The organism is Affinundibacterium amnicola (genome assembly GCF_014284275.1).
Classification (GTDB): domain Bacteria; phylum Pseudomonadota; class Gammaproteobacteria; order Burkholderiales; family Burkholderiaceae_D; genus Undibacterium; species Undibacterium amnicola.
Genome location: NZ_JACOFU010000007.1, coordinates 192,123 through 219,113, shown reverse-complemented (window position 1 = coordinate 219,113; position 26,991 = coordinate 192,123). Strand labels below are relative to the sequence as shown.

The 26,991-nt window shown below is 45.4% G+C and carries 18 protein-coding genes; 11 read left to right on the top strand and 7 right to left on the bottom strand.

What is annotated here, in order from left to right:
• Window positions 1-26: 26 nt before the first annotated feature.
• Both H8K33_RS16215 and H8K33_RS16210 read right to left on the bottom strand, forming a co-directional pair.
• On the bottom strand, window positions 27-320 hold the full coding sequence (locus H8K33_RS16215) for a PsiF family protein (protein WP_186892091.1): 294 nt from the start codon (window positions 318-320) through the stop codon (window positions 27-29).
• A gap of 191 nt (window positions 321-511) precedes the next feature.
• The gene (locus H8K33_RS16210; protein WP_186892090.1) at window positions 512-1,327 is read right to left on the bottom strand and encodes a substrate-binding periplasmic protein; all 816 of its coding nucleotides are present in this window, start codon (window positions 1,325-1,327) and stop codon (window positions 512-514) included.
• Between the two features lie 402 nt (window positions 1,328-1,729).
• Between H8K33_RS16210 and H8K33_RS16205 the strand changes: the two genes are divergently transcribed.
• The 3 genes from H8K33_RS16205 to H8K33_RS20120 all read left to right on the top strand — a co-directional run bounded on the left by H8K33_RS16205 (window position 1,730) and on the right by H8K33_RS20120 (window position 5,821).
• On the top strand, window positions 1,730-2,539 hold the full coding sequence (locus H8K33_RS16205) for a type 2 periplasmic-binding domain-containing protein (protein ID WP_186892089.1): 810 nt from the start codon (window positions 1,730-1,732) through the stop codon (window positions 2,537-2,539).
• Complete coding sequence (locus H8K33_RS16200) at window positions 2,540-4,051, top strand: sensor histidine kinase (RefSeq protein ID WP_186892088.1); 1,512 nt, start codon at window positions 2,540-2,542, stop codon at window positions 4,049-4,051.
• A 174-nt stretch (window positions 4,052-4,225) separates the two neighbouring features.
• Window positions 4,226-5,821 carry a methyl-accepting chemotaxis protein gene (locus H8K33_RS20120; protein WP_186892087.1) on the top strand — a complete coding sequence of 532 codons (1,596 nt, stop codon included), beginning with the start codon at window positions 4,226-4,228 and terminating at the stop codon, window positions 5,819-5,821.
• An 83-nt stretch (window positions 5,822-5,904) separates the two neighbouring features.
• On the opposite strand, the gene H8K33_RS16190 is transcribed toward H8K33_RS20120, so the two are convergent.
• The gene (locus H8K33_RS16190) at window positions 5,905-6,510 is read right to left on the bottom strand and encodes a DUF938 domain-containing protein (RefSeq protein WP_186892086.1); all 606 of its coding nucleotides are present in this window, start codon (window positions 6,508-6,510) and stop codon (window positions 5,905-5,907) included.
• A gap of 281 nt (window positions 6,511-6,791) precedes the next feature.
• Here H8K33_RS16190 and H8K33_RS16185 point away from each other — a divergent pair, with 281 nt between their 5' ends.
• Window positions 6,792-9,314: a TonB-dependent receptor plug domain-containing protein gene (locus H8K33_RS16185; protein ID WP_186892085.1), complete on the top strand. Its 2,523-nt coding sequence runs from the start codon at window positions 6,792-6,794 to the stop codon at window positions 9,312-9,314.
• A gap of 97 nt (window positions 9,315-9,411) precedes the next feature.
• On the opposite strand, the gene H8K33_RS16180 is transcribed toward H8K33_RS16185, so the two are convergent.
• The 3 genes from H8K33_RS16180 to H8K33_RS16170 all read right to left on the bottom strand — a co-directional run bounded on the left by H8K33_RS16180 (window position 9,412) and on the right by H8K33_RS16170 (window position 12,254).
• Complete coding sequence (locus H8K33_RS16180; protein WP_186892084.1) at window positions 9,412-9,975, bottom strand: DUF6265 family protein; 564 nt, start codon at window positions 9,973-9,975, stop codon at window positions 9,412-9,414.
• A 45-nt stretch (window positions 9,976-10,020) separates the two neighbouring features.
• A complete protein-coding gene (locus H8K33_RS16175; RefSeq protein WP_186892083.1) occupies window positions 10,021-11,163 on the bottom strand; it encodes a site-2 protease family protein in 1,143 nt (380 codons plus the stop codon).
• Window positions 11,164-11,342: 179 nt separating this feature from the next.
• Window positions 11,343-12,254, bottom strand: coding sequence for an SDR family NAD(P)-dependent oxidoreductase (locus H8K33_RS16170; RefSeq protein WP_186892082.1), 912 nt, complete (start codon window positions 12,252-12,254; stop codon window positions 11,343-11,345).
• Window positions 12,255-12,624: 370 nt separating this feature from the next.
• On the opposite strand from H8K33_RS16170, the gene H8K33_RS16165 reads away from it, so the two are divergent.
• Both H8K33_RS16165 and H8K33_RS16160 read left to right on the top strand, forming a co-directional pair.
• On the top strand, window positions 12,625-16,389 hold the full coding sequence (locus H8K33_RS16165) for a PAS domain S-box protein (protein ID WP_186892081.1): 3,765 nt from the start codon (window positions 12,625-12,627) through the stop codon (window positions 16,387-16,389).
• Between the two features lie 3 nt (window positions 16,390-16,392).
• On the top strand, window positions 16,393-18,405 hold the full coding sequence (locus H8K33_RS16160) for an EAL domain-containing protein (RefSeq protein WP_186892080.1): 2,013 nt from the start codon (window positions 16,393-16,395) through the stop codon (window positions 18,403-18,405).
• A 19-nt stretch (window positions 18,406-18,424) separates the two neighbouring features.
• Here the strand turns inward: H8K33_RS16160 and recG are convergent, their stop codons facing one another.
• Window positions 18,425-20,503, bottom strand: a complete 2,079-nt coding sequence (gene recG / locus H8K33_RS16155; RefSeq protein ID WP_186892079.1) for an ATP-dependent DNA helicase RecG — start codon at window positions 20,501-20,503, stop codon at window positions 18,425-18,427.
• 362 nt (window positions 20,504-20,865) lie between these two features.
• On the opposite strand from recG, the gene queA reads away from it, so the two are divergent.
• From queA to secF, 5 genes are all read left to right on the top strand, one after another.
• The gene (gene queA / locus H8K33_RS16150) at window positions 20,866-21,897 is read left to right on the top strand and encodes a tRNA preQ1(34) S-adenosylmethionine ribosyltransferase-isomerase QueA (protein WP_186892078.1); all 1,032 of its coding nucleotides are present in this window, start codon (window positions 20,866-20,868) and stop codon (window positions 21,895-21,897) included.
• A gap of 283 nt (window positions 21,898-22,180) precedes the next feature.
• Window positions 22,181-23,314 (top strand): tRNA guanosine(34) transglycosylase Tgt, encoded by a 1,134-nt coding sequence (gene tgt, locus H8K33_RS16145; protein WP_186892077.1) that lies wholly within the window; start codon window positions 22,181-22,183, stop codon window positions 23,312-23,314.
• A 271-nt stretch (window positions 23,315-23,585) separates the two neighbouring features.
• Window positions 23,586-23,909 carry a preprotein translocase subunit YajC gene (gene yajC / locus H8K33_RS16140; protein WP_186892131.1) on the top strand — a complete coding sequence of 108 codons (324 nt, stop codon included), beginning with the start codon at window positions 23,586-23,588 and terminating at the stop codon, window positions 23,907-23,909.
• A 104-nt stretch (window positions 23,910-24,013) separates the two neighbouring features.
• A complete protein-coding gene (secD, locus tag H8K33_RS16135; protein WP_186892076.1) occupies window positions 24,014-25,882 on the top strand; it encodes a protein translocase subunit SecD in 1,869 nt (622 codons plus the stop codon).
• Window positions 25,883-25,976: 94 nt separating this feature from the next.
• On the top strand, window positions 25,977-26,954 hold the full coding sequence (gene secF / locus H8K33_RS16130; protein ID WP_186892075.1) for a protein translocase subunit SecF: 978 nt from the start codon (window positions 25,977-25,979) through the stop codon (window positions 26,952-26,954).
• Window positions 26,955-26,991 lie beyond the last annotated feature (37 nt).

Here is a 26,991-nt window from a genome sequence, read left to right as displayed (position 1 = left end):
AGTAGCTAATAAATTCAATATTGGGATTATTTCTTTAAGCAATCCGACATGAATTTTTTGCGCTCGTCGCCTTTCATTCCCTTTGCATCGGCATTGCAAGTCTTCATTTTGTCTTGCTGTGTTGTGAGTTTCTTTTCTTCGACAACGGGTTTGGCAGACAAACATTCCTTCATGAAGGCTTTACGCTCATCGCCTTTTTTTCCGGTCGCATCTTTATTGCAGGTCACCATTTTTGACTGTTGCGCGGTTACGGTTTGCGCCATCGTCGGTGCCGCTATCATTGAACCCAAGATCGTGATTGCGAGAAGACATTTTTTCATGCGAAGCTCCAGGTAAAAAAAGAAGTGATGGTGAAGGAAAGCTGGGGATTGTCAGAATCGACTAAAAAAATCTGCGCTTGAGCACGAGAGCATGAGCAAGCGCTATTGACTATAAATGAGTGCAAGGCTGAACGCAATTGTACGTGATCGAATGTGCGATATTTGACGATTCCGATCGACAAAGACGTAGGTCATCGCAGGTTCTCAGCTTCTAATTGTTGTTGATAGCCAGCTGAATTACGCGTGCTTTTAATCGTAGTCCAAATCCTCTGAAAGCGTTGTGGATCGCGTTGATAACTATGTCGGCTAATCGCCAAATGTAAGGGCAATGAAACGAATGCTAAGGGATGGATGTGAATAACGGTATTTAGTTGCACATCTTGCTTCGCTAGATGTAGCGCTTCTATTCCTTGCAGAATCGCGACTTCTGCGTCGTTGTTGGCAAGCAGGCGCAGGCCTTCATTGAGCGTGCGTACTTCACGTATTTTAAATCCTTGTTTAACTAACATATTGCCGATCAGATAACCGCGTTGGACAACAATCGGTTTTTTTACCTGAAGCAGATTTTTGCCATCCCAAGTAACCGCGCTGTCGTTACGAAGAAATACACGGGTTCTATCAATATGTAAGGCGCTGCTTACGTCGACCTGACCATCCGGCAAACTTGGGTACACGCTAAATCGTTGACGTTCTTCTGATAATCCGGCACCAAAATAGCCATCGAGCACACCAGTGCGTACTTCTTCCTGACAGCGCTTCCATGGTTTGGCGATGAACTCGAAACGCTCGTTTAGTTTCTCTTCAACGCGTTTTAGTAGTTCGATGGTTAAGCCACTGCCATCCGGCCGCGTCCAGGGAATTTGTGCCTCGTCTTCATAGCAAAATTTGAGTGTGGTTTGTGATAAGGCTGGCGGACTGCACAGTAGAAATACGAGGGCAAAAAACAGAGATGTCCGTGGAGCGAACATCGCGACTGATGCGGAAAACAAATCAAGTTTGATCTTCATTGTTATACGCTGATTTTTTGAATAAGGAATGAAATATCTGTTAGCCAGCTTCTAGTTCATCTTCGCATAAGCGGTGAAACTGTGCAATTGGAAGATCTTACTTTGTGACCTTAGTTTTCAAAACTGTAAAAATAGTATGTTTGCATTGCCTTACTTCTTTACAACAGTTATCGAAGGCTTTGCAATTCGAAACAATGTGGTTTGCGGAAAATCAGCTAAGATTAAGGTGTGGGTTTGGTCAGCATTTCGGGCAATATGATGTTTCATCTAAGTTAAGTGGCATTTATGAAGAGTGCTATCACATTATTATTTACACTCAGTTTTCGCCAGTTGAGTTGCTGGTGCGGCTATCTATGTTTAACTTTTTGCATGCTTTTGTCCGAAGTGTGGGCAGTACAGTCTATGCAGCAGAAAAACACAGTTACCTATGCCTGGGCCGCTTCGATGGCTGCTGATGAACGTGGTCATTATCCGATTTCATTACTTAAACTTGCGTTATCAAAATCCGGTGCTGCTTATCAAGCACAAGCTAGTAAACATGATATGCCGCAATGGCGCACCTTGCGGCATGTTCAAATGGGAAAAGAATTAGACGTGGTGTGGACCTTCACGACACCTGAGCGAGAAAAAGATCTATTACCCATTCGAATCCCAATCGACCGTGGTTTGCTTGGGTGGCGGCTGTTATTGATTAAGGCGACGGATACGGATCAATTTGCACAATTCGACAATGTGGAACAACTTCGGGCCCTGCGTTCTGGACAAGGACATGATTGGCCAGATTTTCCGATTTTGCGTGCAAACGGATTTAATGTCAGCCCCAGTTCAAGTTATCAAGGGCTGTTTGCGATGTTAGCGCGTGGGCGAATAAGTTACTTCCCGCGTTCTTTAACGGAAATTGAATCCGAAGTTCAGTCACATCAACAACAAGGTTTAGTCATCGCGCCACGTTGGGTGTTGAATTATCCCGCACCCTTATATTTCTTTGTGCAGAAAGAGAAAACTAGCTTGGCCGCGGCGATAGAGCGTGGATTGTTGATGGCGATGAAAGACGGCAGCATGCGGCAATTATTTCTGCAGCACTTTGGTGCCGCGATTAAGCAGGCAAAGTTAGATCAACGTTCAGTGGTTCAACTAAATAATCCCTACTTGTCTGCGGAAACGCCATTGCAAAGAAGTGAGTTTTGGTTCTCTCCCGCTTTAGGATATTAAATGATGAATGCAGAGACGTTTCATCCAGCGCCAGACCGTCAACGTAAATACCTTGGACACAAGATCGTATTAGCAGTCTTGGTTTATACATTATTGGTGGCTAGCCTAGTAACTGGTGTGCAGATCTATCGTGCTTATCAAACCGCGCTCAGCAATTTAGAGCAGCGCTTTACTGAAATTGAAAATAGCTATCTGCCCAGCCTCGCTGCGGGTATGTGGTCAGTCGATGTGCCGAGAATTGAGGCCTTGCTAGATGGTATCGCAAAAATTCCGGATGTCGGCCGCTTGCATTTGCGAGGTGAGTTAAACGATGACTGGCAACGCAAGCATCCTGCACATCGTCAGGTTTTATTGGCGCGAGAATTTAAGATCATTTATCGTGAAGGTAGCGATACTTTTGACATGGGAAGCTTGCACGTCGAATTGATGGCGCAAGACATACAAGCACGCATGTGGGACACCGCGAAAAGTATCGCAATCACAACGACAGTCAGTCTGTTGATGTCAGCACTGTTTGTTTTATTCATCTTTCGTCGTTGGATAGAACGTCATTTGGTGAAAACCGCAAAATATGTACAACAACTTGATTTGACGAATTTGGATCAGTCATTGCAGTTGGATAGGCCAAACAGTGAGGCGCAAGATGAATTGGATTTGGTTGTGTATGCAATCAATTCGATGCGATCAAGTATTCAAAGTGATATGAAAAAGCGCGATATTCTAGACCAAGAGCTGGCACTTTATCGTGAACAATTAGAACAATTAGTTGCGGAGCGCACAGCTGACTTACAAAGCAAAACGATGCTGTTGGAAAGTAAATCAGAAGAACTAATTTTACAGAATCGCGAGCTTGATGCTTACGCCCATACAGTGGCGCACGATTTAAAACAACCAGTCAGTAATCTAATGGGCGCGTCCAATTTGCTCAACGCTGAAAATCTTGAGCTATCTGCAGAAAAAAATCGTATGCTGTTAATCAGTATTCAGCAGTCGTCCAAAAAGATGCATGCGATTATTGATTCGCTATTGTTATTAGCAAGAGTGCGAAAAGACGACAATCTGCCCTTAGAAAAAATTAGTTTGGAACATGCGGCACATGAGGCCTATCATCGTTTATCTGCTCTTGCCGCAGAACGTTACGCGCAAATTCATTTCTCTGGACATTGGCCAGCAGTGCAAGGAAATGAGCAATGGGTTGAAGAGGTTTGGGCGAATTATTTATCGAATGCGATTAAATACGGTGGTGATTCGCCACAAGTTGAAATCGGCGCAACCGATCTGGCAAATGGCTATGTGAAGTGTTGGGTGAAAGATTCTGGCGGCGGCTTGAGTAGTGAGCAACAGGATCAGTTATTTGAACAGTTTGTTCGATTCCATCCTGCAGCTGCAGAAGGACATGGATTAGGCTTATCGATCGTACAGCGCATAGTCTATAAGTTGGGTGGCGAAGTTGGATATGATAAAGGTATGCACGGTGGCAGTGTGTTCTGGTTTACTTTGCGTTCTGCTTGAAATATTCCTATATTGTTTATTACTAGGGGGACATATCGATTGCATTATTGTGTGTTGATTTACCACGACACTTTTCACTTCAGTTGTACTTAAAAAATAAAATATAGGCGCAAATTAGACCTATTTCACCAAGATCATACTCATCAATCATGCTTGTCTAACGAGGAGAATCTTATGCTGCAAAATTTAACTATTCGCGCGAAGTTGATTGCGAGTCTGGTGATACTGAGTCTGGTCGCTTTTTTGATTGGTGTTGGCGGGTTCCTGGCGCTTAGCAGCAGCAATAGCTCAATTAAAACGATCTACGATGATCGCTTGATTGCCTTAAGCCAGCTTGATGAAGTGATTCGATTAATTCAGCGCAATCAAATTGCGATTTCCCGTGCAGTGGTCGAATCGCCTGATCAAATTGCTAAATCTTTGTTGGAAATTGAAGAGAATCGAGGTCGGGCAAATAAAGTATGGTCGGAATACATGGCGACCTTTCTCACGCCTGAAGAAAAAACATTGGCGCAAGATTTTGAGCAAAAACGTAAAGTGTTTTTGACGCAAGCCTTAGATCCAGCCATCCTTGCTTTGAAAAGTGATGATATGGACGCCGCCAAGCAATTTGTTACCGATAAAATTGGTAGCTTTTTTTTGCCAGTGCGCGACGTAATGAATAATTTGATTCAATTGCAATCGCGTGTTGCAAAAGCAGAGTACGACAACTCTCAAAAAGCATTTGCGAATTTTAAAATAGTGACTGCAATTTGCCTTGCGGTGTCAGTGCTTATCGCTATAGGCATGGGTGTTTGGTTGATGAATAGTATCGTACGACCGATTCGTGAAGCGGTTTTGGTGGCTGAAACGGTGGCGGCCGGCGATCTCACCAGAAATATCGATGATAGTTCCAATGATGAGCTTGGCAGTTTATTGCAGGCTTTGAAAAAGATGAGTGAAAGCTTAAGTGTGATCGTCAGTCAGGTGCGCTCAGGAACCGATACCATCGCTACCGCATCAAGTGAAATCGCGGCTGGTAATCTTGAGTTATCGGCGCGCACCGAACAGCAAGCTAGCTCATTAGAAGAGACCGCTGCATCCATGGAAGAGATCACGTCAACCGTAAAACAAAATGCGGATAACTCTAAGCAAGCAAATGTCTTGACAGGATCGGCATCCGAAGTTGCCGCACGTGGTGGTAGAGTTGTCTCACAAGTCGTCTCAACGATGAGTTCGATTAATGATTCTTCGAAAAAAATTGTCGATATTATTAGCGTGATTGATGGAATTGCTTTTCAAACCAATATCTTGGCCTTGAACGCCGCGGTCGAAGCAGCGCGTGCAGGTGAGCAAGGTCGGGGTTTTGCGGTTGTGGCGTCAGAGGTCAGAAGTTTGGCACAGCGCAGCGCTGCGGCAGCGAAAGAAATTAAAGAGTTAATCAATAATTCGGTTGAAAAAGTCGAAGCAGGATCGGCTCTAGTACATCAAGCTGGCGATACGATGGGAGAAGTTGTCGATAGCGTCAAACGTGTGAGTGATATTGTGGCTGAAATTACCGCAGCAAGTTCGGAGCAATCAACTGGCATCGATCAAGTGAACCAGGCTGTGATGCAAATGGATACTGTCACTCAGCAAAATGCCTCTTTGGTAGAAGAAGCGGCGGCAGCTGCGGAATCCTTGCAGAACCAAGCGAGAAAATTGGCGGATCTGGTGAGTATTTTCAAAGTCTCTTCGATACATTCGTATGAAGAACATGATGCTGGTGGACGCCTGCGTTTGCGAGCCTAATTTAAATTAAATTTAGTTGAGTCGAGTCGATTCAAATTGATGTACTTTATTTGAATCCGATATTGGATAGCAGCGACTGCTGCTCAAGTTTTAATTCGTTTAAAAATTAAGAGGCGGTTGTGTGCAGGCATGGCCAAATCTTCTAACAGCATCAAGCCATTTTCCGCCGCAAGCTGCCGCATATCGCCGATATCTCGAATAGCGCGATGCGCGGCTTGCGCTTGCAATGCGGCGTTGAATTCTTGGTTGCTAAGGCTGGTAAATTGACCATCATAATTGAAGGGGCCATAAACAATAAAAACCCCTTCAGCTGACAGAATCTGGCGAAGGTTCGCAAACATCTGCCGAACCTCTTCCCAATGCATGATGTGGCAAGTATTCGCAGTGAATACACCATCAAAGATCTGAGCCGGCCAATGTTGACTTCCTACATCAAGCACTAATGGTGCGAGAACTCTCGGATTACCATCTTCCTCTATCCAAGCGTGAATGCTAGCGTGATTTTCTGCTCTATCACTGGTTTGCCATTGCAGATGAGGTAAGTGGCGGCTGAAGTACACGGCATGTTGACCAGTTCCACTACCGATTTCTAAAACATTCGTCGCCTTACTTAAATAGGTTTTTAAATGCGTAAGAATCGGATCTTGATTGCGTTCGCAAGCTGGAGAGAATTGTTTGAATTTTTGCATGAGCTGATATTGAATCAATACTAAAGTGAATTTTTACCTAGGATAAAACCAATCTTAATTTGCCCAGATACAGTGCATCGTTGCTGTGCACGGCGACAATTTCGCACTGATCTTGCGCGGTTTTCCTACTGTAGCAGAATCGGCCTGGTTTATTGTTGTATCCAGGTGGACTTAAATTGACTTCGGTTTTTCTTGATGTCATGATGAATTCACGTTGTTTGGTCTGCACCCCCCATTTCTCTATTTGCACTTCGTGTCATTTTTCCGTTTGGAGGTTTTCAATGCAGCACTTTATTCCCAAAAAGCAGGTACTCGCGCTCGCCATCACTTCTTTGTTTGGGTGCGGTTTTGGTGTCATGCAATCAGCGCACGCACAAGTAACAGCGGCACAAGCGGCACAAGCGCAAGACGAAAAGCCGACTTCGGTAATCGTGACCGGTACTCGTATGCAGAATCGTTCAGCGACTAACACGTCAGCCCCTGTCGATGTGATTTCCTCTGAAACTTTACAGAATCTAGGTGTCAGTGAAATCAATCAGGCGCTTTCCGTTGCCTTACCTTCTTTGAACTTTCCCCGCCCTGGTCTGACTGATGGCACAGATACCATACGTCCCGCAACCTTGCGAGGCTTGGGCCCAGATCAAACCTTAGTTCTCGTCAATTCGAAACGTCGGCATGCCTCCGCGTTGGTGAATGTGAATGGAACGGTGGGTCGTGGCGCTGCAGCGGTTGATTTAAATACCATCCCTAGCGCTATCGTCAAAAATATTGAAGTGTTGCGCGACGGCGCATCGGCGCAATACGGTTCAGATGCGCTGTCAGGCGTCATCAATTTACGTTTGCGTGAAAATCGCGATGGCGGTGAAGTAACCGCTAGCTATGGTCAACGCATCACAGAATATGATTTTATTCCTGGTGCCACACCCACTGGCGCGACGTGGACTGCGCCAGGAACCTCGCGTAGCCGTAACGATGGCAATACCGCGACTGTGAGTATCTGGAAAGGCTTATCATTCGGCGAAACAGGCTACGTTACAGTTGCTGCTGAATTGAAAGATCAAAAACATACCGAGCGTGGTGGCTGGGATTTTCGTCAACAATATCCACTTGTGAATGGCAGTTTTGATCCGCGTGAAAAAGATGTCAATCGCTTTAATGCATGGTATGGCGAACCAGATGTCAAGCAATCTACGGTGTTTGTGAATGCAGGGCAGATGTTAGAAGGTGGTGCGAAGTTATACGCATGGTCTAGCTATCAAAAGCGCGACGCACTATCGGCTGGTTTCTTCCGTCGTGCCTTGCAGGATCAAAATATTATTTCTGTTTACCCCAATGGTTTTTTGCCTAAGATTGCACCACAGGTAGATGATTACAGCGCGACGGCTGGTATTAGCTGGACAGCGGGTTTGTGGGATATGGACGCATCGCTTGGTTACGGCAAGAATAAGATGCAGTTCACGATCAAAGATACTTTGAATCGTTCAATTGGGCCGACTAGTAAAAAGCAATTTGAGGCCGGTGGATTTTCTTATGATCAGTTAGTCTTCAATTTGTCTGCAGTCAGAAGCTTTAGCTTGCCAGAATTTTCCTCACCGATTAGTTTTGCGACGGGTTTCGAAGCACGTAGAGAGGGCTACAACTTGTTCGCAGGGGAACCTGATTCCTATCGTTTCGGTGGCGAGAAATTAGCCAATGGCAGTCCAACAGCGCCGGGTGCGCAAGTCTTCCCGGGCTTTACACCGGCGAATGCCTCAGATAATAGTCGCAGTGCGATTGGTGCGTATGTCGATGTCGAAGCTAATTTGACTAAAGCTTGGCAAGCTTCCGCTGCGATTCGTGCTGAGCACTATTCTGATTTTGGAAATAATGTAACGGGCAAAATTTCGACTCGCTATGATTTCAATAAAGAATTTGGACTACGCGGTTCTGTGCAGAATGGTTTCCGAGCGCCATCGCCGCAACAACAGTTTTTTACCTCGACAGCAACCAACTTCATCAATGGTGTGCCATTTGAAATCACCACATTTAAACCCAGCGATCCGGCTGCGATTGCTTTGGGTGCTAAGCCACTCGATGCGGAAAAATCGTTCAATCAATCTTTAGGTGTGGTATTTAGCCTTGGTAAATTAGGCATCACAGTTGATGCCTACAGGATTGAGCTTAGTAATCGTATTGTGTTGTCCGAAAATTTGACTGCAGCCAATGTGCGTAATTATTTGACCGCTCAAGGCTTCGTTGGTATCGGTGGTGGGCGCTTCTTTATTAATGGTGTCGATACCACGACACAAGGTTTAGATATTGTTTCTAACTGGCCTATGCTGACGGAATCATCAGGACGATTTGATTTCACCTTGGCAGGTAATTTCACGAAAACTGAAGTAAGCAAAGTGCCACAGACTGCGCAGTTATCTGCACTGACGCCGTCACCAGTGTTGTTTGATCGCGTGAATGTCTTGATTTTTGAACGTGGTCAGCCGCGCAATAAGATTAATGCCAGCGTTGATTGGAAATTAGCAGACTATGCGGCCACTTTCCGCGCAACCCGTTATGGTGAAGTGCTCGATCCTGGAACAACAGCGGCCTTAGATCAAGTTTTATCACCTAAAACATTGGTTGATATTGAGTTGCGTTACAACTTCACAAAACGTTTGAAAATGGCAGTCGGCGCAGACAATGTATTTGACGCTTACAGTGATCCGCGCATGCCTGCATTGAATACAGCTGGCGCAACTTCCTTCTCCAACTTTTCACCGTTTGGACGTTCGGGACGTTTTGTTTATGCACGTCTGAGTTATAGTTTGTAGTTGCAGTTTGTAGCCGTAACTTGTATTCCTGCATGCAGTTGGTGTGAATAAAAAGACGCTTACCTGAATAAGGTCGGCGTTTTTTTATGTGCAATTTTTAGCGTTGAAATTGATAAGTCTCTGACCATACTAATTTACCCTCGCGCACTTTACGAATCTCTGCTCGCATGCTGTGTGCCGACAGTTTGGTGTAAGTCAGTGTCGTACCAGTTTCACTGCCTATGCCTTCGCAGCGTAATTGTTCAGCGTCTGCTTGCATCACTTTCAGACGTAAAGGCTCGTCCTTGCCGCGGGTAGCACGATCAATAGCCGGACCGAAAAAACGTAGACGCAGTATCCAGTCTTCGTCTTGTTTTTCGATGAAGAGCAACTCGACTGCTTTGCTCTTTTCGGCTTCCGTGGTACGGGAAATTCCCATCAAAGATTGTTTTTGTAATGCCCAGTGCTCATCGATGATTTGCTTCCCGGTGTTGGCGGTCCAGCTGCCTAGTAGCCAAGTCAAGTCTTGGATTTGTATTGATGCTTTACTTTCGCTCGCGTTGATTGTACTTGTCGTGTCTGTTGACGATGAGCTCTGTTGCGCAAAACTCAGTGTGGGGAGTAACACTAAATTGCATACGAAGATGCTAGTGCGCCAGTATTTTTTGAGATGATTTTTCATACGCATCCTTGATCGGTGTGAAATTTACTGACGCACGTTTTTCTATCAACTACGCAAAATTTGCATCGGCGCAGACAAAATCTGATCGCCACTCTTCGCGAAATACCACATGATCGCGACCAGCGCGCCGACTGTGATGAAATACCAAATCGTTGAAAAAATTTGCCCATAACGGTCTAAAGGCAAGAGATGGCTTTGATGGCGCAACTTCCACTCCATCGCGATTTCAACTGTGCCGATTAACATGAAGAAAGCTAGAAAGCTTAAACCTAATGTGTAGCTACCAAAAATACCAATTGCTGAGCCCAACACCAACGCAAGCAATCCAAACTTGCCATTGACGGAGAAGCCTATGCTTTTGAGAATATGTCCACCATCCAGAGGTAAGATAGGCAGCAGGTTGATCAGATTAATCAGTGCGTTAAAATTGGCGAGTCCTGCAAAGAAAATATTCCCAGTGATCCAATACACGACCATCAGTAAGAGCGACAGCAGCAGACCAAATACCGGGCCCATAATCGAAATGGTGACATCTTGCCAGCGCGTATTGATTTTATCGTCTGACAGCGCTAGCCCACCTAGAAATGGAATGATGTAAATACCCTTGGTTTTCATACCAAAGTATTTCATGGCACGGATGTGGCCATATTCATGCACCATTAGACAGGCAATTAATGCCACCGCAAATTGAAATGAAAACAGCCAAGAATAGGCGGCCAAACTGGCACCGGCTAACAAGACCTTAATGATCTTCGCACTTTTGAGTAATTTGAATCCAAGCGACGCGATTCCCAGCAAGCTCATTTTTTGTGGTGTGCTAACTTGTACCACTGGAACCTGACGTTCAATATCCTTGCTTGTTCTCTTACCTTCGTTGACCAATTCGTTGTTGACTAACAGGCGATAGTCGATAGAAAAAGGTTGCCAGAGAAGATCGCTCTCTAGCCGAACAATGAATGTTTGTTGAAGCGTTTGATCGGCTTGCGTGGCCTCGATGGCGCTTGAATCTGGTGTCGCTGAAGTTGGCGTCACGCGAATTTCAAATTCATGTGCTGATGGCCCTTCATTATCTGCACTTGCGTTTTTTTGGGAGACCAAATTATTATCCCAAAATAATTGCTGCCAACCAGCTAATGATCCTTCTAGTCTGAGTGACTTGCCCAGACAATCAATATTGAGTAGTTCCAATTTATTTCCATCTTAAGTTCAATCAATAAACGCGAATTCTATTAGAAAACGTCGATATTTTCTGAATTATCTTGGCTATTGAAGAGAAGAGATTGATAAGCGTCGTGAATGGTCTGTTTGCTGCGTTGAATGCGGTAAAGAGCACTTTCATCTCTACCGCATTATTTAAACAGTAAACTTTAAGATTGATGAGCACTCATCGCTGCCATAATTTCCTGATGCCCTTGCGCCATACCGTTTTCCGGTACGCTTTGCGCCGTCATGTTTTTTACTTCCTGTAAGCGAGCCAATAATTGCTCATCGACGTTTTCACCGCGGCCTAAAAAAATACCTTTGGTCAGGCTAATATGAGCTGCTTCGAAATGACCAGCGCCAGCGCATAGGATGGTGCGATTGGGCGCATCTTGTGCTGCCAGTACCAACATGGCGGGTACTACATCGCTTGCTTGTATGGCATTGAGCATCGCTTCTGGGTACAGGCTGTCAGTCATACGCGTTGCGGCAGTCGGCGCTAATGCATTGACACGAATATCGTGTTTTGCACCTTCAATTGACAGGGTTTGCATTAACCCGACTAAGCCTAATTTGGCTGCACTGTAGTTTGATTGCCCGAAGTTACCATAGAGGCCGGAAGAGGATGTGGTCATCATGATGCGACCATAGTTTTGCGCGCTCATGACAGGCCACACCGCTTTACAGCAATTCACGCTACCCATCAAATGCACTTCGATCACCAAGCGAAAATCATCAAGTTCCATTTTGCCAAAAGATTTGTCGCGCAAGATGCCAGCATTATTGATCAGTATGTCGACGCGCCCCCATTTAGCCATGGTTTCTTGCACCATAGCTTGAACCGCCGCAAAGTCGGTCACCGAAGCACTATTTGCCATCGCTTCGCCACCAGCAGCGATGATTTCATCCGCCACGGCTTGCGCAGCGCTTGCTGAACCGCCAGAACCATCGCGCGCACCACCGAGGTCATTCACCACCACTTTTGCACCACGTTTGGCCAATGCCAAAGCGTGTTCACGACCAAGACCACCACCAGCACCTGTGACGATAGCAACGCGACCTGAAAAATCTAAACTCATGACTTCCCCTTGATTAATAAATGTCTACTTGAAAATATGATGATGAGGCTAGGTTAACACGCTTAAGCTTATGTTTGACGTGCTTGGCACGTTTCTTTCTTCATTTAGATTATTTTATAGGACTTGTGCTTGAATGCTGCAGTCTTGTTTTAGTTTGCTGCCTCTATCGTAAAAAAATACGTGTAAGCAGCAGGTATATTCGTGTGCGCTTACATGTAAAAGGCTGGAGTTTGGGTTGATACATGATGGTGATGTTGTATTTATTAAATAGAATGCACCTGATGCTAACTTTATCGGCTATGGTCATGAACAGACTACAAACTTACATCAAGAATCTATCGCGATTGCATTAGCTTTGATAGGACATCTCATGTTTTTCAGTTCGAAATCTAAGTACACGATTCGTCCAGAAGGTAGTAGGCAAAAGGGGGCGTTGAATCTTCCTTGGGATGATTTGCATGCGCTTGCCGCAGCGGTTTCTATTTTGGTTGCCTGCATCGCACTTATTGGCTGGATTTTTTCTATTCATTGGTTAAAGAGTTTGCTGCCTGGTGCCATTGAGATGAAAGCCAATACAGCGTTAGGCTTAATTGCCGCAGCCAGTTCTTTATTTGTACTGCATAGACTAGTTCAATCGCAGCCCACACAGCTTCCTCTTTTAGTCACTGTAATCAAGTCACGGCGTCTGGCACAGCTACTCGCTGCCTTTACTTTGTTGCTCGGTGCCGCCACGCTTTCACAGTATTTATTTGGCTGGCAATTAGGAATTGATGAACTCTTGTTCCGAGATACTGTAGAGACCTTGTCAGGAACGCCTGGACGTATGGCGCCTCTAACTGCGCTCGGTTTTGTGTGCTTGGGAGTGTCCTTATTATTGATGTCCGTACACATTGGGCGATTGCTAACGATATTGCTCTCTCTTTTGTTGGTGTTCATTGGTGCGATTTCCCTATTAGGATATTTGTGGAATGCCAATGAATTGGTGAGCGACCAGATTTTGCCACCTTTGGCACTGAATACGGCATTGGCTTTTGTGATGTTGGGTGCCAGTATTTTGTACAGCGGCTTGCGTATAGAGCAGGGTGCTCAACAGAATCGTTTTGTCGAGAAAAAAATATTGTTTGCCTTTATCAGTGCCTTTGTTTTGTTGGTATTGGTAGGTGGTTTCGCTTACCGTACTTCAGTGAAATTAGCGGACTCCATTCAGCAATTAAATCACATACAACGTATGCGTATAGAGCTGGGACAATTATATGGAACGATGGCGGATATTGAATCCTTGCAGCGACATTATTTAATTACCGGTAATACCCATTACAAAAACGAATTCAATCATTTGTACGCGGCCTTTTCTGCCCAATTGCAATTGAAGTCCTTGAGTACAAACAAAGATCCAGAATACCATCAATCATTTATTGCGCTGAAAGGCTTAATTTTTCAGCGCATGGCAATTTTGCAGGCGCAATTAGAAAAAAAGGCAGCGCGACGAGCAGATGGTGTGCCGACCGAGATGGTTGATGATGGTATGCAAGCGATGTCACGCATACGCAGTACTATAGATAGTGTGTCAGAGCTGGCAACAAAACGTTTATCACAAGGTGAAGTCGCTTTATCGGAAAATCGTTTATTGACACTGATTTTATTGTTAGCGACTTTAGTGCTATTGACGTTTATTTTTGCGATTTTATTTTTCGGAATAAGGCGCGAAATTCGAGGCCGCACTGAAGTAGAGGCGCAATTGCGCGACAGTTCTGTACGCATGCAAACCTTGTTGAATTCAGTCGTAGACGGTGTTATTACCATGGATCAAGCTGGCGTCGTGCTCAGCTTTAATCCTGCTGCAGAACGGCTGTTTGCTTATGCTGCGACAGAGGTGATAGGACGCAATCTTAGTATGCTGATGCCCGAACCTCACCACAGTCAACATGACGATTACCTATTGCGCTATCGAACCACCGGTGAAGCACATATTGTGGGAAAACATCTTGAGGTGGTGGGGCTACGTAAAGATGGACGTGAGATTGCCCTTGATTTGGGTGTCAGTGAAATGATCGTCAATGGCCAGCGTCAATTTACCGGCATCGTACGTGATATCAGCGAGAGCAAAAAAGCAGAGCTTGAACTGCGCGCCAGCGAGGAGCGGTATCGAATGTTGTTTGATACGATGGATGAAGGTTTTTGTGTGCTTGAAATGATTTACGATGAACAGCAAAAAGTTGTTGATTATCGCTTTATCGAAATTAATAAGGAATTCGAAAAACAAACTGGTTTACAAAAGGCGCTGGGTAAAACGATATTGGAACTGGTACCGGATCACGATGTGATTTGGTTCGGTATTTTTGAAAAAGTCGTTAAGACAGGGGAGTCGGTTAGACTGCAAAATCCGGTGAATGCAATTCAACGTCATTTTGATATTTTCGCTTCACGTATCGATGGAGAAGGCAGTCATCGAGTGGGAGTGCTCTTCAAAGATATTACTGAAAGGCGCCGACATGAAGATGATTTACTGACAGCCAAAGAGCAGGCCGAACTGGCAAGTCGTACTAAAGATTCCTTCCTTGCTACGATGAGTCATGAAATTCGCACACCTCTGACAGGCATGTTGGGGATGTTGGAATTATTGTCAATGACACAGTTGGAAGCTGAACAGGTCACCACACTCAATTCTGCTTGGAGTTCCGCCCGTGCCTTATTGCGCATCGTTAATGACATTTTGGATTGGTCAAAAATTCAAGAAGGTAAATTGCAATTGACCGCGCATGCCAGTTCGATTCCACAATTACTGCAAGATGTCGTCAATACTTATTCACGGGTTGCTAGCCTGAAAACGCTCGTGTTGCGACAGCATACCGATGCCCAGATAGCCGTCGCACATTTGGTGGATCCATTACGTTTATCGCAAATTCTCAATAACTTCGTAAGTAATGCAATTAAATTTACGCCGCGCGGTGAGGTGGTCGTGCGCGCTGAATTGCTTGCACAATCACCACAGAAACAGCGAATTCGTTTTTCGGTTAGTGATACAGGGATTGGTATTCCCAAAGACGTTCAGGAGCAATTATTTCAGCGTTATCAGCAAGGCGGCTCTGGCACCGCGCGGCTGTATGGTGGTACGGGTCTTGGCCTGGCTATTTGCCGCACCCTGGCCAATCTGATGGAGGGTGAAATTACATTGGAAAGTGAGCCGGGAAAAGGCGCGACTTTTAGTTTAATTTTAGATTTAGCGATGGCAGAAATGCCTGAAGTTGCGCTGCAGAGTATGCATCATGAATTGGAACAAAGAATCGTGACGCCCTTGTATAAAAATAGTATGCAAGCGCCGGCGGTTTTGGCGGTTGATGATCATCCAGTCAATCGTAATTTGTTAGCCCGCCAATTGGGCTTGTTGGGGATGCAGGTGGTGACAGCAGAAGATGGACGCAAGGCGCTGTCTTTGTGGCAAAGTGGGCGCTTCGCTTTTGTGATTACCGATTGTCACATGCCAGAATTGGATGGCTATGGCCTAAGCAAAGTAATACGCGACACAGAAAGAGCAGAAGGGCGACCACACACAACCATTATCGCCTGGACAGCAAATGCGCTCGGCGATGAATACAAGATTTGTATGGATGCTGGTATGGATGAATTATTGGTGAAGCCGAATAATTTGATACAGTTAAAAAATGTCTTAGCGAAATATGCGTATCCTGAGGCATCGGGCCAGCCCTCAAAGAGTCAACCCTCAATCAGTCGGCCTCAAGATACGCTTATTGATACGGCAGATGCAGATGTAGGTGCTGCGCATATTATTAATTTTGCGAAATTTAGTCAGGTTGTTCCAGATCCAGCAGAACATCTTCAGGTCTTGCAAGATTTTCGTGAATATATGGATTTAGATTGTGCAGAATTATGTCGGTTACAAGAACAATCAGATTTTGACGCGATTCAGGCTGGTGCTCATAGAATGAAAGGCTCGTGTCGTATGGTTGGCGCAGAGCCGTTAGCAAGCGCTTGTCTGGCCTTGGAGCTAGCCGCAAAGAATGCTAATTCGGATGGCGTACAGAGTGCATATCAGCATTTGGCGCAGACGTACGCGCAATTTGTACTTTATCTCGACATCTTGAATAATCGCGCATTGAATGAAAGTAAGGTGTGAGAGATGGATATCCGTGATTTGCATATCTTAGTAGTCGAGGACGACAATTTTCAACGTCGGACTTTGCTAAGTATGTTGCGTTCCTTGGGCGCAAATACCATTTCTGAAGCTGCCAATGGCAGAGCTGCGCTAGATATTATTCGACACTCTGGCGAGAAGCCCGTCAATGTCACTATCTGTGATTTACAAATGCCAGAGATGGATGGCATGGAATTTTTACGTCATCTTGGACAAGAAGCTTACGATGTGGCGATCATTATCGTCAGCGCCCTGGATAGTAAATTACTGACCTCCGTGGGCAGAATGACCAGAATGCACGGAATTAAATTGCTGGGCACCATAGAAAAACCAATTAGCTTAGAACGCCTAAAAGAACTTTTAAATCGTCATGATTTGTTAGTGAGTAAATGGCAGCAGCCGCATGATGCAAAAACGTTTTCTATCGCTGAAATTCGGCAAGGTATTCAAGCGGCGCAATTCGAGCCATTTTTTCAACCAAAAATAGATATGCGGACTGGTCGCTTAGTGGGGGCGGAAGCATTGGCGCGTTGGATACATCCTGATTTTGGTGTTATTAGCCCCTATGCCTTCATCCCCTTGCTAGAGCAAAGTGGTGACATCGATGCATTAACTTTTTTGATGTTAGAAAAATCGGCCTTGGCCTGTAAATCTTTGATAGAGCATGGCTATCCCTTAAAGATCGCGGTCAATCTTTCTTTAAGTTCATTGGACAAAGCAGGGCTTGCAGAAAGAATCGTTGAGATTGTCAGTGGCGCAGGCTTAGATACAGATTGCATCGTATTAGAAATTACCGAATCTGCAGTCATGACCGAGGTCGCAATTGCATTAGAAAATCTCGCACGATTATCGATGAATGGATTTTCTTTATCGATTGATGACTACGGAACGGGTTATTCCAGTTTGCAGCAACTCACCAGAATTCCTTTTAGTGAACTCAAGATTGATCAATGTTTTGTGAAGGACTGTACCGATAATCCGGAGATGAGTATTGTCGTCAAATCTAGCATTGATTTGGCACGTAAATTAGGCATCAAAAGTGTGGCAGAAGGTGCGGAAACTCAGCAAGATTGGGATACTTTAAAAATGATGGGAGCCGATACGGTGCAAGGCTATTTCATTGCGAAACCTATGGCGCAAGAAATTTTTCTGGAATTTATTAAAAACTTTGACTGTCAGCCAGAAAGCACCCATCACAGTGAGCATGAAGAAGGTCAAAATCGTATTCTGGTGGTGGATGACGACGCCTATATGCGAGAACTGATCGTGTCAGTGCTGCAAGATCTCGGCTTTAGCGATATTGTTGAAGCAGATAGTGCGATGAAAGCCTTGCAATTGTTTGAATTGCATAGCTTTGATTTGATTATTACTGATGTGAATATGCCAGAGATGAATGGCTTAAGATTCATTAAGATGTTAAGAGCCGGACGCACACTCGCTAAACGTGAATCGCGTGTGATAGTGATCACCGCTTTTTCACAAACAGAAATTTTAGGTGCAGCACTCGCCTTAGATATCAATGGTTTCTTGACTAAGCCTTTTACTTCTGGGCAGGTTCAGAAGAAAATTGAAAAAGCGTTGTCAGAGAAACTGCACTTGCATCATCCATTCGCCTATGAAGCTGTAGGAACAGAATTTAAAGTTTTATCCGGTCAGACGAATGCTGTTTTGAGTCTGGCTGAAGATGTGAGTCCAAATCCTGTTTCAAATCTCACAGCCAATATTGCAAGCAATGCAGTATTGAATTTGGCAGCACATCAATACGACGCTAGAAATTTAGATCGAAATTCAAGTGCCTATGACATTCCTTTACTGGAGCTGCGGCCAGGGATGATTTTGCAAGATGATATTTTCTTGATGGATGGCACTCAGCTGTTATTGGCGGGACATGCGCTTACCGAGTTATCGATCAATCGTCTGCAGGATTTACAAGATTTTTTGACGGGTGCAAGTGTGATGATCCAAGGTGCACCAAGAATCAATGTGAAAGAGCGCTAATCCGATTTTCAGCGCTTGATTAGACTCGCAGAAACTCTTCTCTATGCCCCATCCAACGCTGCAAATGGGCTTCCACTGTAGACAAATCATGGGCTAGTAATTGCACTGCCAGATTACGCGCCTTGTCCACCAGATATTGATCTTTCTCCAGATTCGCAAAACGTAACAAAGCTTCGCCCGATTGTCTCGCGCCTAAAAATTCACCGGGTCCGCGTAATTCCAAATCTTTACGGGCAATTTCGAATCCATCGGTGCTTTCTCGCATGGTGAGTAATCTTTGTTTTGCGGTGTGACCAAGCGGCCCTTGATACAACAACAGACAAACACTAGCGGCGGCACCGCGACCTACGCGTCCGCGTAATTGGTGTAACTGTGATAGACCAAAACGTTCTGCATGTTCGATCACCATCAAACTCGCATTCGGCACATCGACCCCGACTTCAATCACGGTCGTCGCTACTAAGACTTGCACTTCATTGCGGGTGAATGCATCCATCACAATTTGCTTTTCCGCAGGTTTGAGTTTGCCGTGGACTAAGCCGATGCGGCAGTCGGGTAAGGCTGCGCTCAACATCGCATGGGTGTCTGTTGCGGTTTGCAGTTGTAGTGCTTCTGATTCTTCGATTAGCGGGCAGACCCAATACACTTGCTTGCCTTCTTGCGCTGCGGCGTGTACGCGTTCTATCACTTCGTCGCGGCGATTTTGATCCACCACGCGGGTGACAATAGGCGTGCGTCCCGGCGGCAATTCATCAATCACTGAAACTTCGAGATCGGCATAGTAGGTCATCGCTAACGTGCGTGGTATCGGCGTGGCGGACATCATCAGTTGATGCGGAATTTTGCCAGCTTCGGCTTTGTTGCGGAGGGTGAGTCGTTGCGCGACACCGAAACGATGTTGTTCATCGACAATGACTAAACCCAGTTTGGCAAATTGCACGGTGTCTTGAATTAGCGCATGCGTGCCGATCACCAGTTGTGCCTCACCGGAAGCGATGAGAGCGTTTGCTTGCTCTTTTTCTTTCTTCTTCAGACTACCAGTTAACCACGCGGTTTTCACACCTAAAGGTTCTAGCCAGCCAGCGACTTTACGAAAATGCTGTTCCGCCAAAATCTCAGTTGGTGCCATTAAAGCGGCCTGATAACCGCTATCAATCGCTTGCGTCGCGGCGAGGGCTGCGACGATGGTTTTGCCACTGCCGACGTCGCCTTGCAATAATCGTTGCATGGGAAAAGCTTGTTTGAGATCGGCGCGGATTTCTTCCAACACGCGCTCTTGCGCACCTGTTAGTTTGAAAGGCAAAGTCGCTAAGAAGGCTTGGGTCAAAGCGCCTACCACTGGTAGCGCTGTTGCGCCCTGAGAGCGACGCGAAGCCTGCGCCCGTTTCAGTGAGAGTTGTTGCGCCAACAGCTCATCGAACTTCATACGTTCCCATGCTGGATGCTCGTGTTCCAGTAAGGCATATTGATCAACATCCGGTGGCGGATTGTGTAGTAGCTTTACTGCGGATTCAAAATCTTGTAAGCCAAGTTCTTGCAGCAGAGTAGGGGAGAGAGTGTCATACCATTGCACTTTATTGAGCGCGTTAGTAATTGCTTTGCGCAGCATGGTTTGCGAGACACCATCGCCAGCATGATAAACCGGTGTTAGTGCAGTAGGCAAAGCAGCGCCTTCGTTGACCATTTTATACGTTGGATGCACCATTTCAGCGCCGAAGAAACCGTGGCGTAATTCTCCACGCGCTCTGACCCGCATGCCAACCGCCATTTGTTTGATCTGGCTACCGTAAAAGTTCAAAAAGCGTAAAACCACTTGTCCGGTGTCGTCACTAATCGTGACGACTAACTGGCGACGGGGACGATATTGAATATCGCATTCAGTCACTTCGCCTTCAACTTGTACCGAACTGCCACCGCGAAACCCTGCATCACGCATGGAGACTATTTCTGTCTCATCTTCGTAACGCATCGGTAAATGCAAGACAAAATCCATGTCAGAGCGCAGACCTAGCTTTGCAAACTTCTCCTCTAAGCGCACAGGTTTGGCAGAGGGAGTTTTTTTCTTGCTGGCAGGCTGAGTAGGTGCGCTTGCTGACATAGGGTAAAATGGCGGGTTAGTCTTAAAGGTAATTCGCAAGATTCTACTGGTTTTTTATACAGTGATGTTAATTTTAATTGTGAGGCGAGTTCTTCGTGACTTGACTCTTTTCCTTCAAGGTACAGTCATCTACATAAGGTGGCACGCGATGAATACTCCTTCCCCCGAAGTTTTACGAAATGGGGAAGGTTGGGATGGGGATGGGTTTTGGTCTTGTGATAGAAACTGCTGGTTGCGTCACCATAACCCATCCCCACCCTAGCCCTCCCCTTGAAAGGGAGGGGACTTTTCGTGGTGTTCCGATTTGTATGACATTGTCTGCATGTTTTCTGTGGCAAAGAAGTTTTATTTTTGGTGTAAATATGTACTCACTCAGTGATTTTGATTTTGAACTCCCCCCCGAGCTGATCGCGCAAACTGCTTTGCCTGATCGTACCGCGTCGCGTCTCTTGCACGTGAGCGATACTGGCATCGTTGACCGTCAATTTTCTGACATTGTGGAGCAACTGAATGCAGGTGATTTGTTGGTGTTCAACGATACTCGGGTCTTGAAGGCACGCTTTTTTGGTGCCAAAGAAACTGGTGGTAAAGTTGAAATGCTAGTTGAACGTGTGATCAAAAACACCGCAGACGAACATATCGTGCATGTACAGTTACGAGCTTCCAAATCACCTTTGGCTGGCAGCAAAATCCGTTTAGCTGACGCCTTTGATGTGATGGTTGGCGAACGTGCTGGTGAATTTTTTACCCTGCATTTTCCGGGCGATGTGTTTGAACTGATTGAGAAGTATGGTCGCCTGCCGTTGCCACCTTATATTAATCATGAAGCCGATGATTTCGATGAACACCGCTATCAAACTGTGTATTCGCGTGTGCCGGGGGCGGTTGCCGCACCCACTGCAGGTCTGCATTTTGATGAAGCACTTTTAGAAAAATGCAAAGCCAAAGACATACAACTGGCTTTCGTGACCTTGCACGTTGGTGCGGGTACGTTTCAACCAGTGCGTACCGAAGATTTAAGCAAGCACGACATGCACAGTGAGTGGTATACGGTGTCAGAAGAAACCGTCGCGGCAGTGCGTGCGACTAAAGCTGCAGGCAAGAATGTGATCTGCGTCGGCACGACCAGTATGCGCGCCATAGAATCTGCCTCGCAAACTGGCGAACTATTGGCAGGCAGCGACGACACCCGTTTATTCATCACGCCTGGCTATCGTTTTAAAACCGTAGATCGCTTAGTAACGAATTTTCATTTGCCAAAATCCACATTAATGATGCTGGTATCAGCGTTTGCAGGTTACGATGCGATACGTGAAGCGTATGCACACGCGATTGCGCAAAAGTATCGTTTCTTTAGTTATGGGGATGCGATGTTGCTCACCAACCGTTCATAGAAAAGCTTTGAACCGCAGATGCGCAGAGTACGCAGAGAAGTTCAAATCAAAAAAATCCGCGATCTCTACAGCACAGTTTGGTTAAGTTCTTGGCTTATGATTCGTCATTCCCGCGAAGGCGGGAATCCAGTAGCGTAACTGCTGAAAGACACTGGATCCCTGCCTGCGCAGGGATGGCAACATGGAGTCTTGAGCTTAAAGAATGATGGTTGTCAATTTCGCGGCTGTATAGTTAAGCTTTTAATTTTCTTAGTTCTCATTTTTATTTAGGTCGGTAAATCCTATGCTGCAATTTCAATTACTTAAAAAAGACAAAACTACAGCCGCGCGTCGTGGTCGTATCACGGTGGATCATGGCGTGATCGAAACGCCGATTTTTATGCCAGTCGGTACTTACGGTTCGGTGAAGGCGATGTCGCCACTCGAACTGAAAGAAATCGACGCCCACATTATTTTGGGCAATACATTTCACCTGTGGCTGCGTCCGGGTTTGGATGTCATTAATAAATTTGGTGGCCTGCATGATTTTATGGGATGGGATAAACCTATCTTGACTGATTCTGGCGGTTTCCAAGTATTTTCTCTCGGCGCGATGCGCAAGATTACCGAGGAAGGCGTGAAATTTGCGTCACCGATTAGTGGCGAGCGCTTGTTCTTGTCCCCTGAAATTTCTATGCAAATTCAACGTGCCTTGAATTCTGACATCGTCATGCAATTCGACGAATGTACACCCTACGAAATCGATGGACGTCCAGCCACTAGCGAAGAAGCAGGTAAATCCATGCGCATGTCTTTACGCTGGGCACAACGCTCGATGAACGAATTCAAAGGCGGCGAAAATCCCAATGCCTTGTTCGGCATCGTCCAAGGCGGCATGTTCGAAAACCTGCGTGATGAATCCTTGGCAGCTTTGAATGAAATGGGATTTGATGGTATCGCTATCGGTGGCCTGTCAGTTGGCGAACCAAAAGAAGACATGCTACGCATCCTATCGCACGTCGGTCCTAAACTGCCGGAAAACAAACCGCACTACCTCATGGGTGTCGGTACACCAGAAGACTTAGTTGCTGGCGTCGCCAACGGCATTGATATGTTCGACTGCGTGATGCCAACTCGCAATGCGCGTAACGGCTGGATTTTCACCCGCTTTGGCGATGTCAAAATCAAGAACGCACGTTACAAAGAAGATAAAGCGCCGTTGGATGAAACCTGCAGCTGCTACGCCTGCAAAAATTTCTCCCGCGCTTACTTGCATCATTTACACCGCACCGGCGAAATTCTTGGCGCGCGTTTGAATACTATCCACAATTTACATTATTACCTCGACCTGTTCCGCCAGATTCGTTTGTCTTTGGATGAAGATCGTTTCCCTGAATTCGTCGCGCAATTTAAAGCGGATCGGGCACGTGGGGTGTAATTTGAACCAAGAGGTTTTTCAGACGTCATTCTGAGGAAGAGCAATTTGCCTCCAAGAATCGTTTGCACAACAAGTTTTTTATCTGCTCAATAGATTTGACAGAAACTTGAGATCCAAGTGCTAGAATGTTGCGCTTTGTTGTTAGGCTTGAAATGCTGGTTTTTTTGTTAAGTGTGCTATCGGCCTTTTTATGGGGCTTTAAATTCTTAACTTCATCCCAAAATGCGTCCAAGTCGCTGATTTGATTTAAAAAACTATTAAATGGAGTTTTATCGTGTTTATTTCTTCTGCTTATGCTCAAGCTGCTGGTGCAGCGAGTCCTGAATCTTCTTTGATGAGCTTTTTGCCCATCATTTTGATGTTTGTGGTTTTGTATTTCGTCATGATTCGCCCACAAATGAAGCGTCAAAAAGAACAAAAATCCATGCTCGACGCCTTGGCTAAGGGCGATGAAGTGATCACTGCTGGCGGTATCGCAGGCAAAGTCACTAAGGTAACTGATTCCTTTGTTTCATTAGAAGTTAGCAATGGCGTTGATATTCAGATTCAAAAAAGCGCTGTGACAACCTTGTTACCAAAAGGCACACTGAAATAATCCAGCGATCTTCGCAACAGGGGCAAAACGAACCGCTTTGCCCCTGAATTATTTTGGTTTCTTAGTTTTATGTCGTTCGTGTAGTACTTTTTTCTGAATCCGCTATGAATCGTTATCCCCTCTGGAAGTACATCATCATCTTGATATCGCTGGTCTTTGGCGCTTTGTATGCTGCGCCGAATTTCTTCGGTGATTCAGCCGCTGTGCAAATTAATAGTACCAAGGCCACTATCAAAGTGGATGAAAGCATGATCGCGCGGGTTGAGCAGGTGTTGAAAGACGCAGGCATCAATTCAACTGGTTTTTCTTATGATTACAATGGCATCCAAGGTTCGATTCGTGCGCGGTTTGCGACGACAGACGCTCAGTTCAAAGCGAAAGCTGCATTAGAAAAAGGCTTAAATGTTGATCCAAATGATCCGATTTACACAGTCGCCTTAAATCTTTTGCCAAATACCCCAGCATGGATGCAAAAGCTGCATGCTTTTCCGATGTACTTGGGTTTGGATTTGCGTGGTGGTGTGCATTTCTTGATGAAGGTCGACACTTCTGCAGTGTTAAATAATCGCTTGAACGCATTGCAGTCTAGTTTGCGTAGCACATTAAAAGAAAAAGAAATACGTCACGCAGGCATTTCGCGTGATGCCTCTTCCGTGACAGTTAAGTTCCGTGATGCAGAAACGCGCGCCAAAGCACGTGAAATCGTCAATCGTCAAATGAATGATGTGGATTTGCTCGATAGCGTTGCAACTGCAGACAATAGCGACATTGCCTTTAAAGTGACTATTAAGCCGCAAGCATTAACCACTTTGATGAATGAAGGTGTGAAGCAAAATATCTCTGCCTTGTCGAAACGCGTGAATGAAATTGGTGTAGCAGAACCGATTATTCAGCAGCAAGGTGCAGATCGTATTGTGGTGCAATTGCCAGGTGTGCAAGATGTGGCACGTGCGAAATCGATTATTGGTCGTACCGCGACTTTGGAAGTGCGTTTGGTAGACGAAAGCGTAATTGGCTTGGTTGATGAAAACACCGCCGTACCGTTTGGCTCCGAGATGTTTAAAGTTGGCCGTGGTGGTCCTGCTATTTTGTATAAAGAACCGATAGTCACAGGTGATGCCATTACTGGCGCACAAGCGAGTTTTGATGAAAATCAGAATCCAGCAGTGAGTATTGATTTGAATAGTGAAGGTGGTCGCCGAATGACAGAGGCGACTCGTCCAAATGTTGGTAAGCGTATGGCTTTCGTCTTGTTTGAAAAAGGCAAAGGCGAATTGTTGCAAGTGGCGACGATACAGGATGTGTTAGGTAAGTCTTTCCGAACCACGGGAATGCGCTCGACCAATGACGCCAACGAGTTGGCATTGCTGTTGCGCGCAGGTTCTTTAGCTGCACCAATGGAAGTGATCGAAGAGCGTACGATTGGTGCGCAATTGGGTGCGGAAAATATTACTAAAGGTATTCATTCCACCATGTACGGTTTTGCCGCAATTGCTGTTTTCATGATTGCTTATTACATGATGTTTGGTTTCTTTAGCGTGTTTGCCTTGGCGGTGAATTTGTTATTACTGGTTGGTATTTTGTCCGTGATGCAGGCGACTTTGACCCTGCCTGGTATGGCAGCGATTGCTTTAGCATTAGGTATGGCGATTGATGCTAACGTCTTGATTAATGAACGTATCCGAGAAGAGCTTCGTGCAGGTAACTCGCCGCAACATGCGATCTTGCAAGGCTTCGATCGTGCTTGGGCGACGATTCTCGATTCCAACGTGACGACATTTATCGTTGGTCTGGCCTTGTTAGTATTTGGCTCTGGTCCAATTAAGGCGTTCGCGATTGTTCACTGCCTAGGTATTTTGACGTCGATTTTCTCTGCTGTATTTGTGATGCGTGGCGTGGTTAATCTTTGGTATGGCCGTAAGAAGAAGTTGACTTCGATTTCAATTGGTCAAATTTGGAAACCTACTGAGTAATAAGCCCTTTAATAAAATTTTTTGAAGAGAAAATTTTAAAGAAGTGTTAATGCAAAGTACTTAGTCAATTAAGAAAAAGATTTAGGAATTCATCATGGAATTATTCCGTATTAAACGCGACATACCTTTCATGCGCAATGCGCTGATTTTTAATGTCATCTCGGCTGTTACCTTTGTTGCTGCTGTTTTCTTCTTATTTACAAGAGGACTGCACTTATCGGTTGAGTTCACTGGCGGTACGTCGATGGAGGTTAGCTACAGTCAAGCTGCTGATACCACCAAGATTAGTGAAAAAATCAAAGCAATCGGTATTAGTGAAGTTGTCGTTCAAGCTTTTGGTAAGGCGCAAGATGTGGTGATTCGTATGCCTTTGCCGAAAGTGGCAGAAGGTGCAGCGAAACCTAGTGAAAAAGAACTCAACGCCATGATTACCGCGCAAAATGAGCGTGTCATGACGGCGTTGAAAGCTGATCATCCTGACGTGAAATTACAAAGAACAGCTTTGGTCGGTGCACAAGTTGGTGACGAATTGATGCACGATGGTGTGATGGCATTGATATTCGTGATTGTCGGTGTGATGGCGTATTTGGCAATTCGTTTTGAATGGAAATATTCTGTTTCTGCGATTATTGCGAACTTGCATGACGTGGTAATTATTCTTGGCTTCTTTGCTTTCTTTCAGTGGGAAGTCGATCTTGCGGTGCTGGCTGCGGTATTGGCGGTATTAGGTTACTCAGTCAATGAATCTGTGGTTATTTTTGATCGTATCCGCGAAAACTTCTTGAAGATGCGTAAAGCAACTGTGACAGAGGTGATTGATAACGCGATCACCAGCACGATTTCTCGTACCATTATTACGCACGGTTCGACGCAAATGATGGTCTTGTCGATGCTCTTGTTCGGTGGTCCGACTTTAGCGGGTTTTGCAAAGGCCCTGACGATTGGTATTTGTTTCGGTATTTATTCTTCTGTTTTCGTCGCTGCGGCGATCGCGATGTGGTTGGGTGTGAGACGTGAAGATTTGATTAAACCAGTTGCAGAAAAAGATGAAACAGATGGTGCAGTTGTTTAAATGAACATTTAAATGTCTGAAGCCCGAATGAATGTCG

What these genes read in the sequence shown, in the direction of transcription:
- H8K33_RS16215 (WP_186892091.1), bottom strand. Translation starts at nt 320, where the DNA reads ATGAAAAAATGTCTTCTCGCAATCACGATCTTGGGTTCAATGATAGCG.
- H8K33_RS16210 (WP_186892090.1), bottom strand. Translation starts at nt 1,327, where the DNA reads ATGAAGATCAAACTTGATTTGTTTTCCGCATCAGTCGCGATGTTCGCT.
- H8K33_RS16205 (WP_186892089.1), top strand. Translation starts at nt 1,730, where the DNA reads ATGCAGCAGAAAAACACAGTTACCTATGCCTGGGCCGCTTCGATGGCT.
- H8K33_RS16200 (WP_186892088.1), top strand. Translation starts at nt 2,540, where the DNA reads ATGATGAATGCAGAGACGTTTCATCCAGCGCCAGACCGTCAACGTAAA.
- H8K33_RS20120 (WP_186892087.1), top strand. Translation starts at nt 4,226, where the DNA reads ATGCTGCAAAATTTAACTATTCGCGCGAAGTTGATTGCGAGTCTGGTG.
- H8K33_RS16190 (WP_186892086.1), bottom strand. Translation starts at nt 6,510, where the DNA reads ATGCAAAAATTCAAACAATTCTCTCCAGCTTGCGAACGCAATCAAGAT.
- H8K33_RS16185 (WP_186892085.1), top strand. Translation starts at nt 6,792, where the DNA reads ATGCAGCACTTTATTCCCAAAAAGCAGGTACTCGCGCTCGCCATCACT.
- H8K33_RS16180 (WP_186892084.1), bottom strand. Translation starts at nt 9,975, where the DNA reads ATGAAAAATCATCTCAAAAAATACTGGCGCACTAGCATCTTCGTATGC.
- H8K33_RS16170 (WP_186892082.1), bottom strand. Translation starts at nt 12,254, where the DNA reads ATGAGTTTAGATTTTTCAGGTCGCGTTGCTATCGTCACAGGTGCTGGT.
- H8K33_RS16165 (WP_186892081.1), top strand. Translation starts at nt 12,625, where the DNA reads ATGTTTTTCAGTTCGAAATCTAAGTACACGATTCGTCCAGAAGGTAGT.
- H8K33_RS16160 (WP_186892080.1), top strand. Translation starts at nt 16,393, where the DNA reads ATGGATATCCGTGATTTGCATATCTTAGTAGTCGAGGACGACAATTTT.
- recG (WP_186892079.1), bottom strand. Translation starts at nt 20,503, where the DNA reads ATGTCAGCAAGCGCACCTACTCAGCCTGCCAGCAAGAAAAAAACTCCC.
- queA (WP_186892078.1), top strand. Translation starts at nt 20,866, where the DNA reads ATGTACTCACTCAGTGATTTTGATTTTGAACTCCCCCCCGAGCTGATC.
- tgt (WP_186892077.1), top strand. Translation starts at nt 22,181, where the DNA reads ATGCTGCAATTTCAATTACTTAAAAAAGACAAAACTACAGCCGCGCGT.
- secD (WP_186892076.1), top strand. Translation starts at nt 24,014, where the DNA reads ATGAATCGTTATCCCCTCTGGAAGTACATCATCATCTTGATATCGCTG.
- secF (WP_186892075.1), top strand. Translation starts at nt 25,977, where the DNA reads ATGGAATTATTCCGTATTAAACGCGACATACCTTTCATGCGCAATGCG.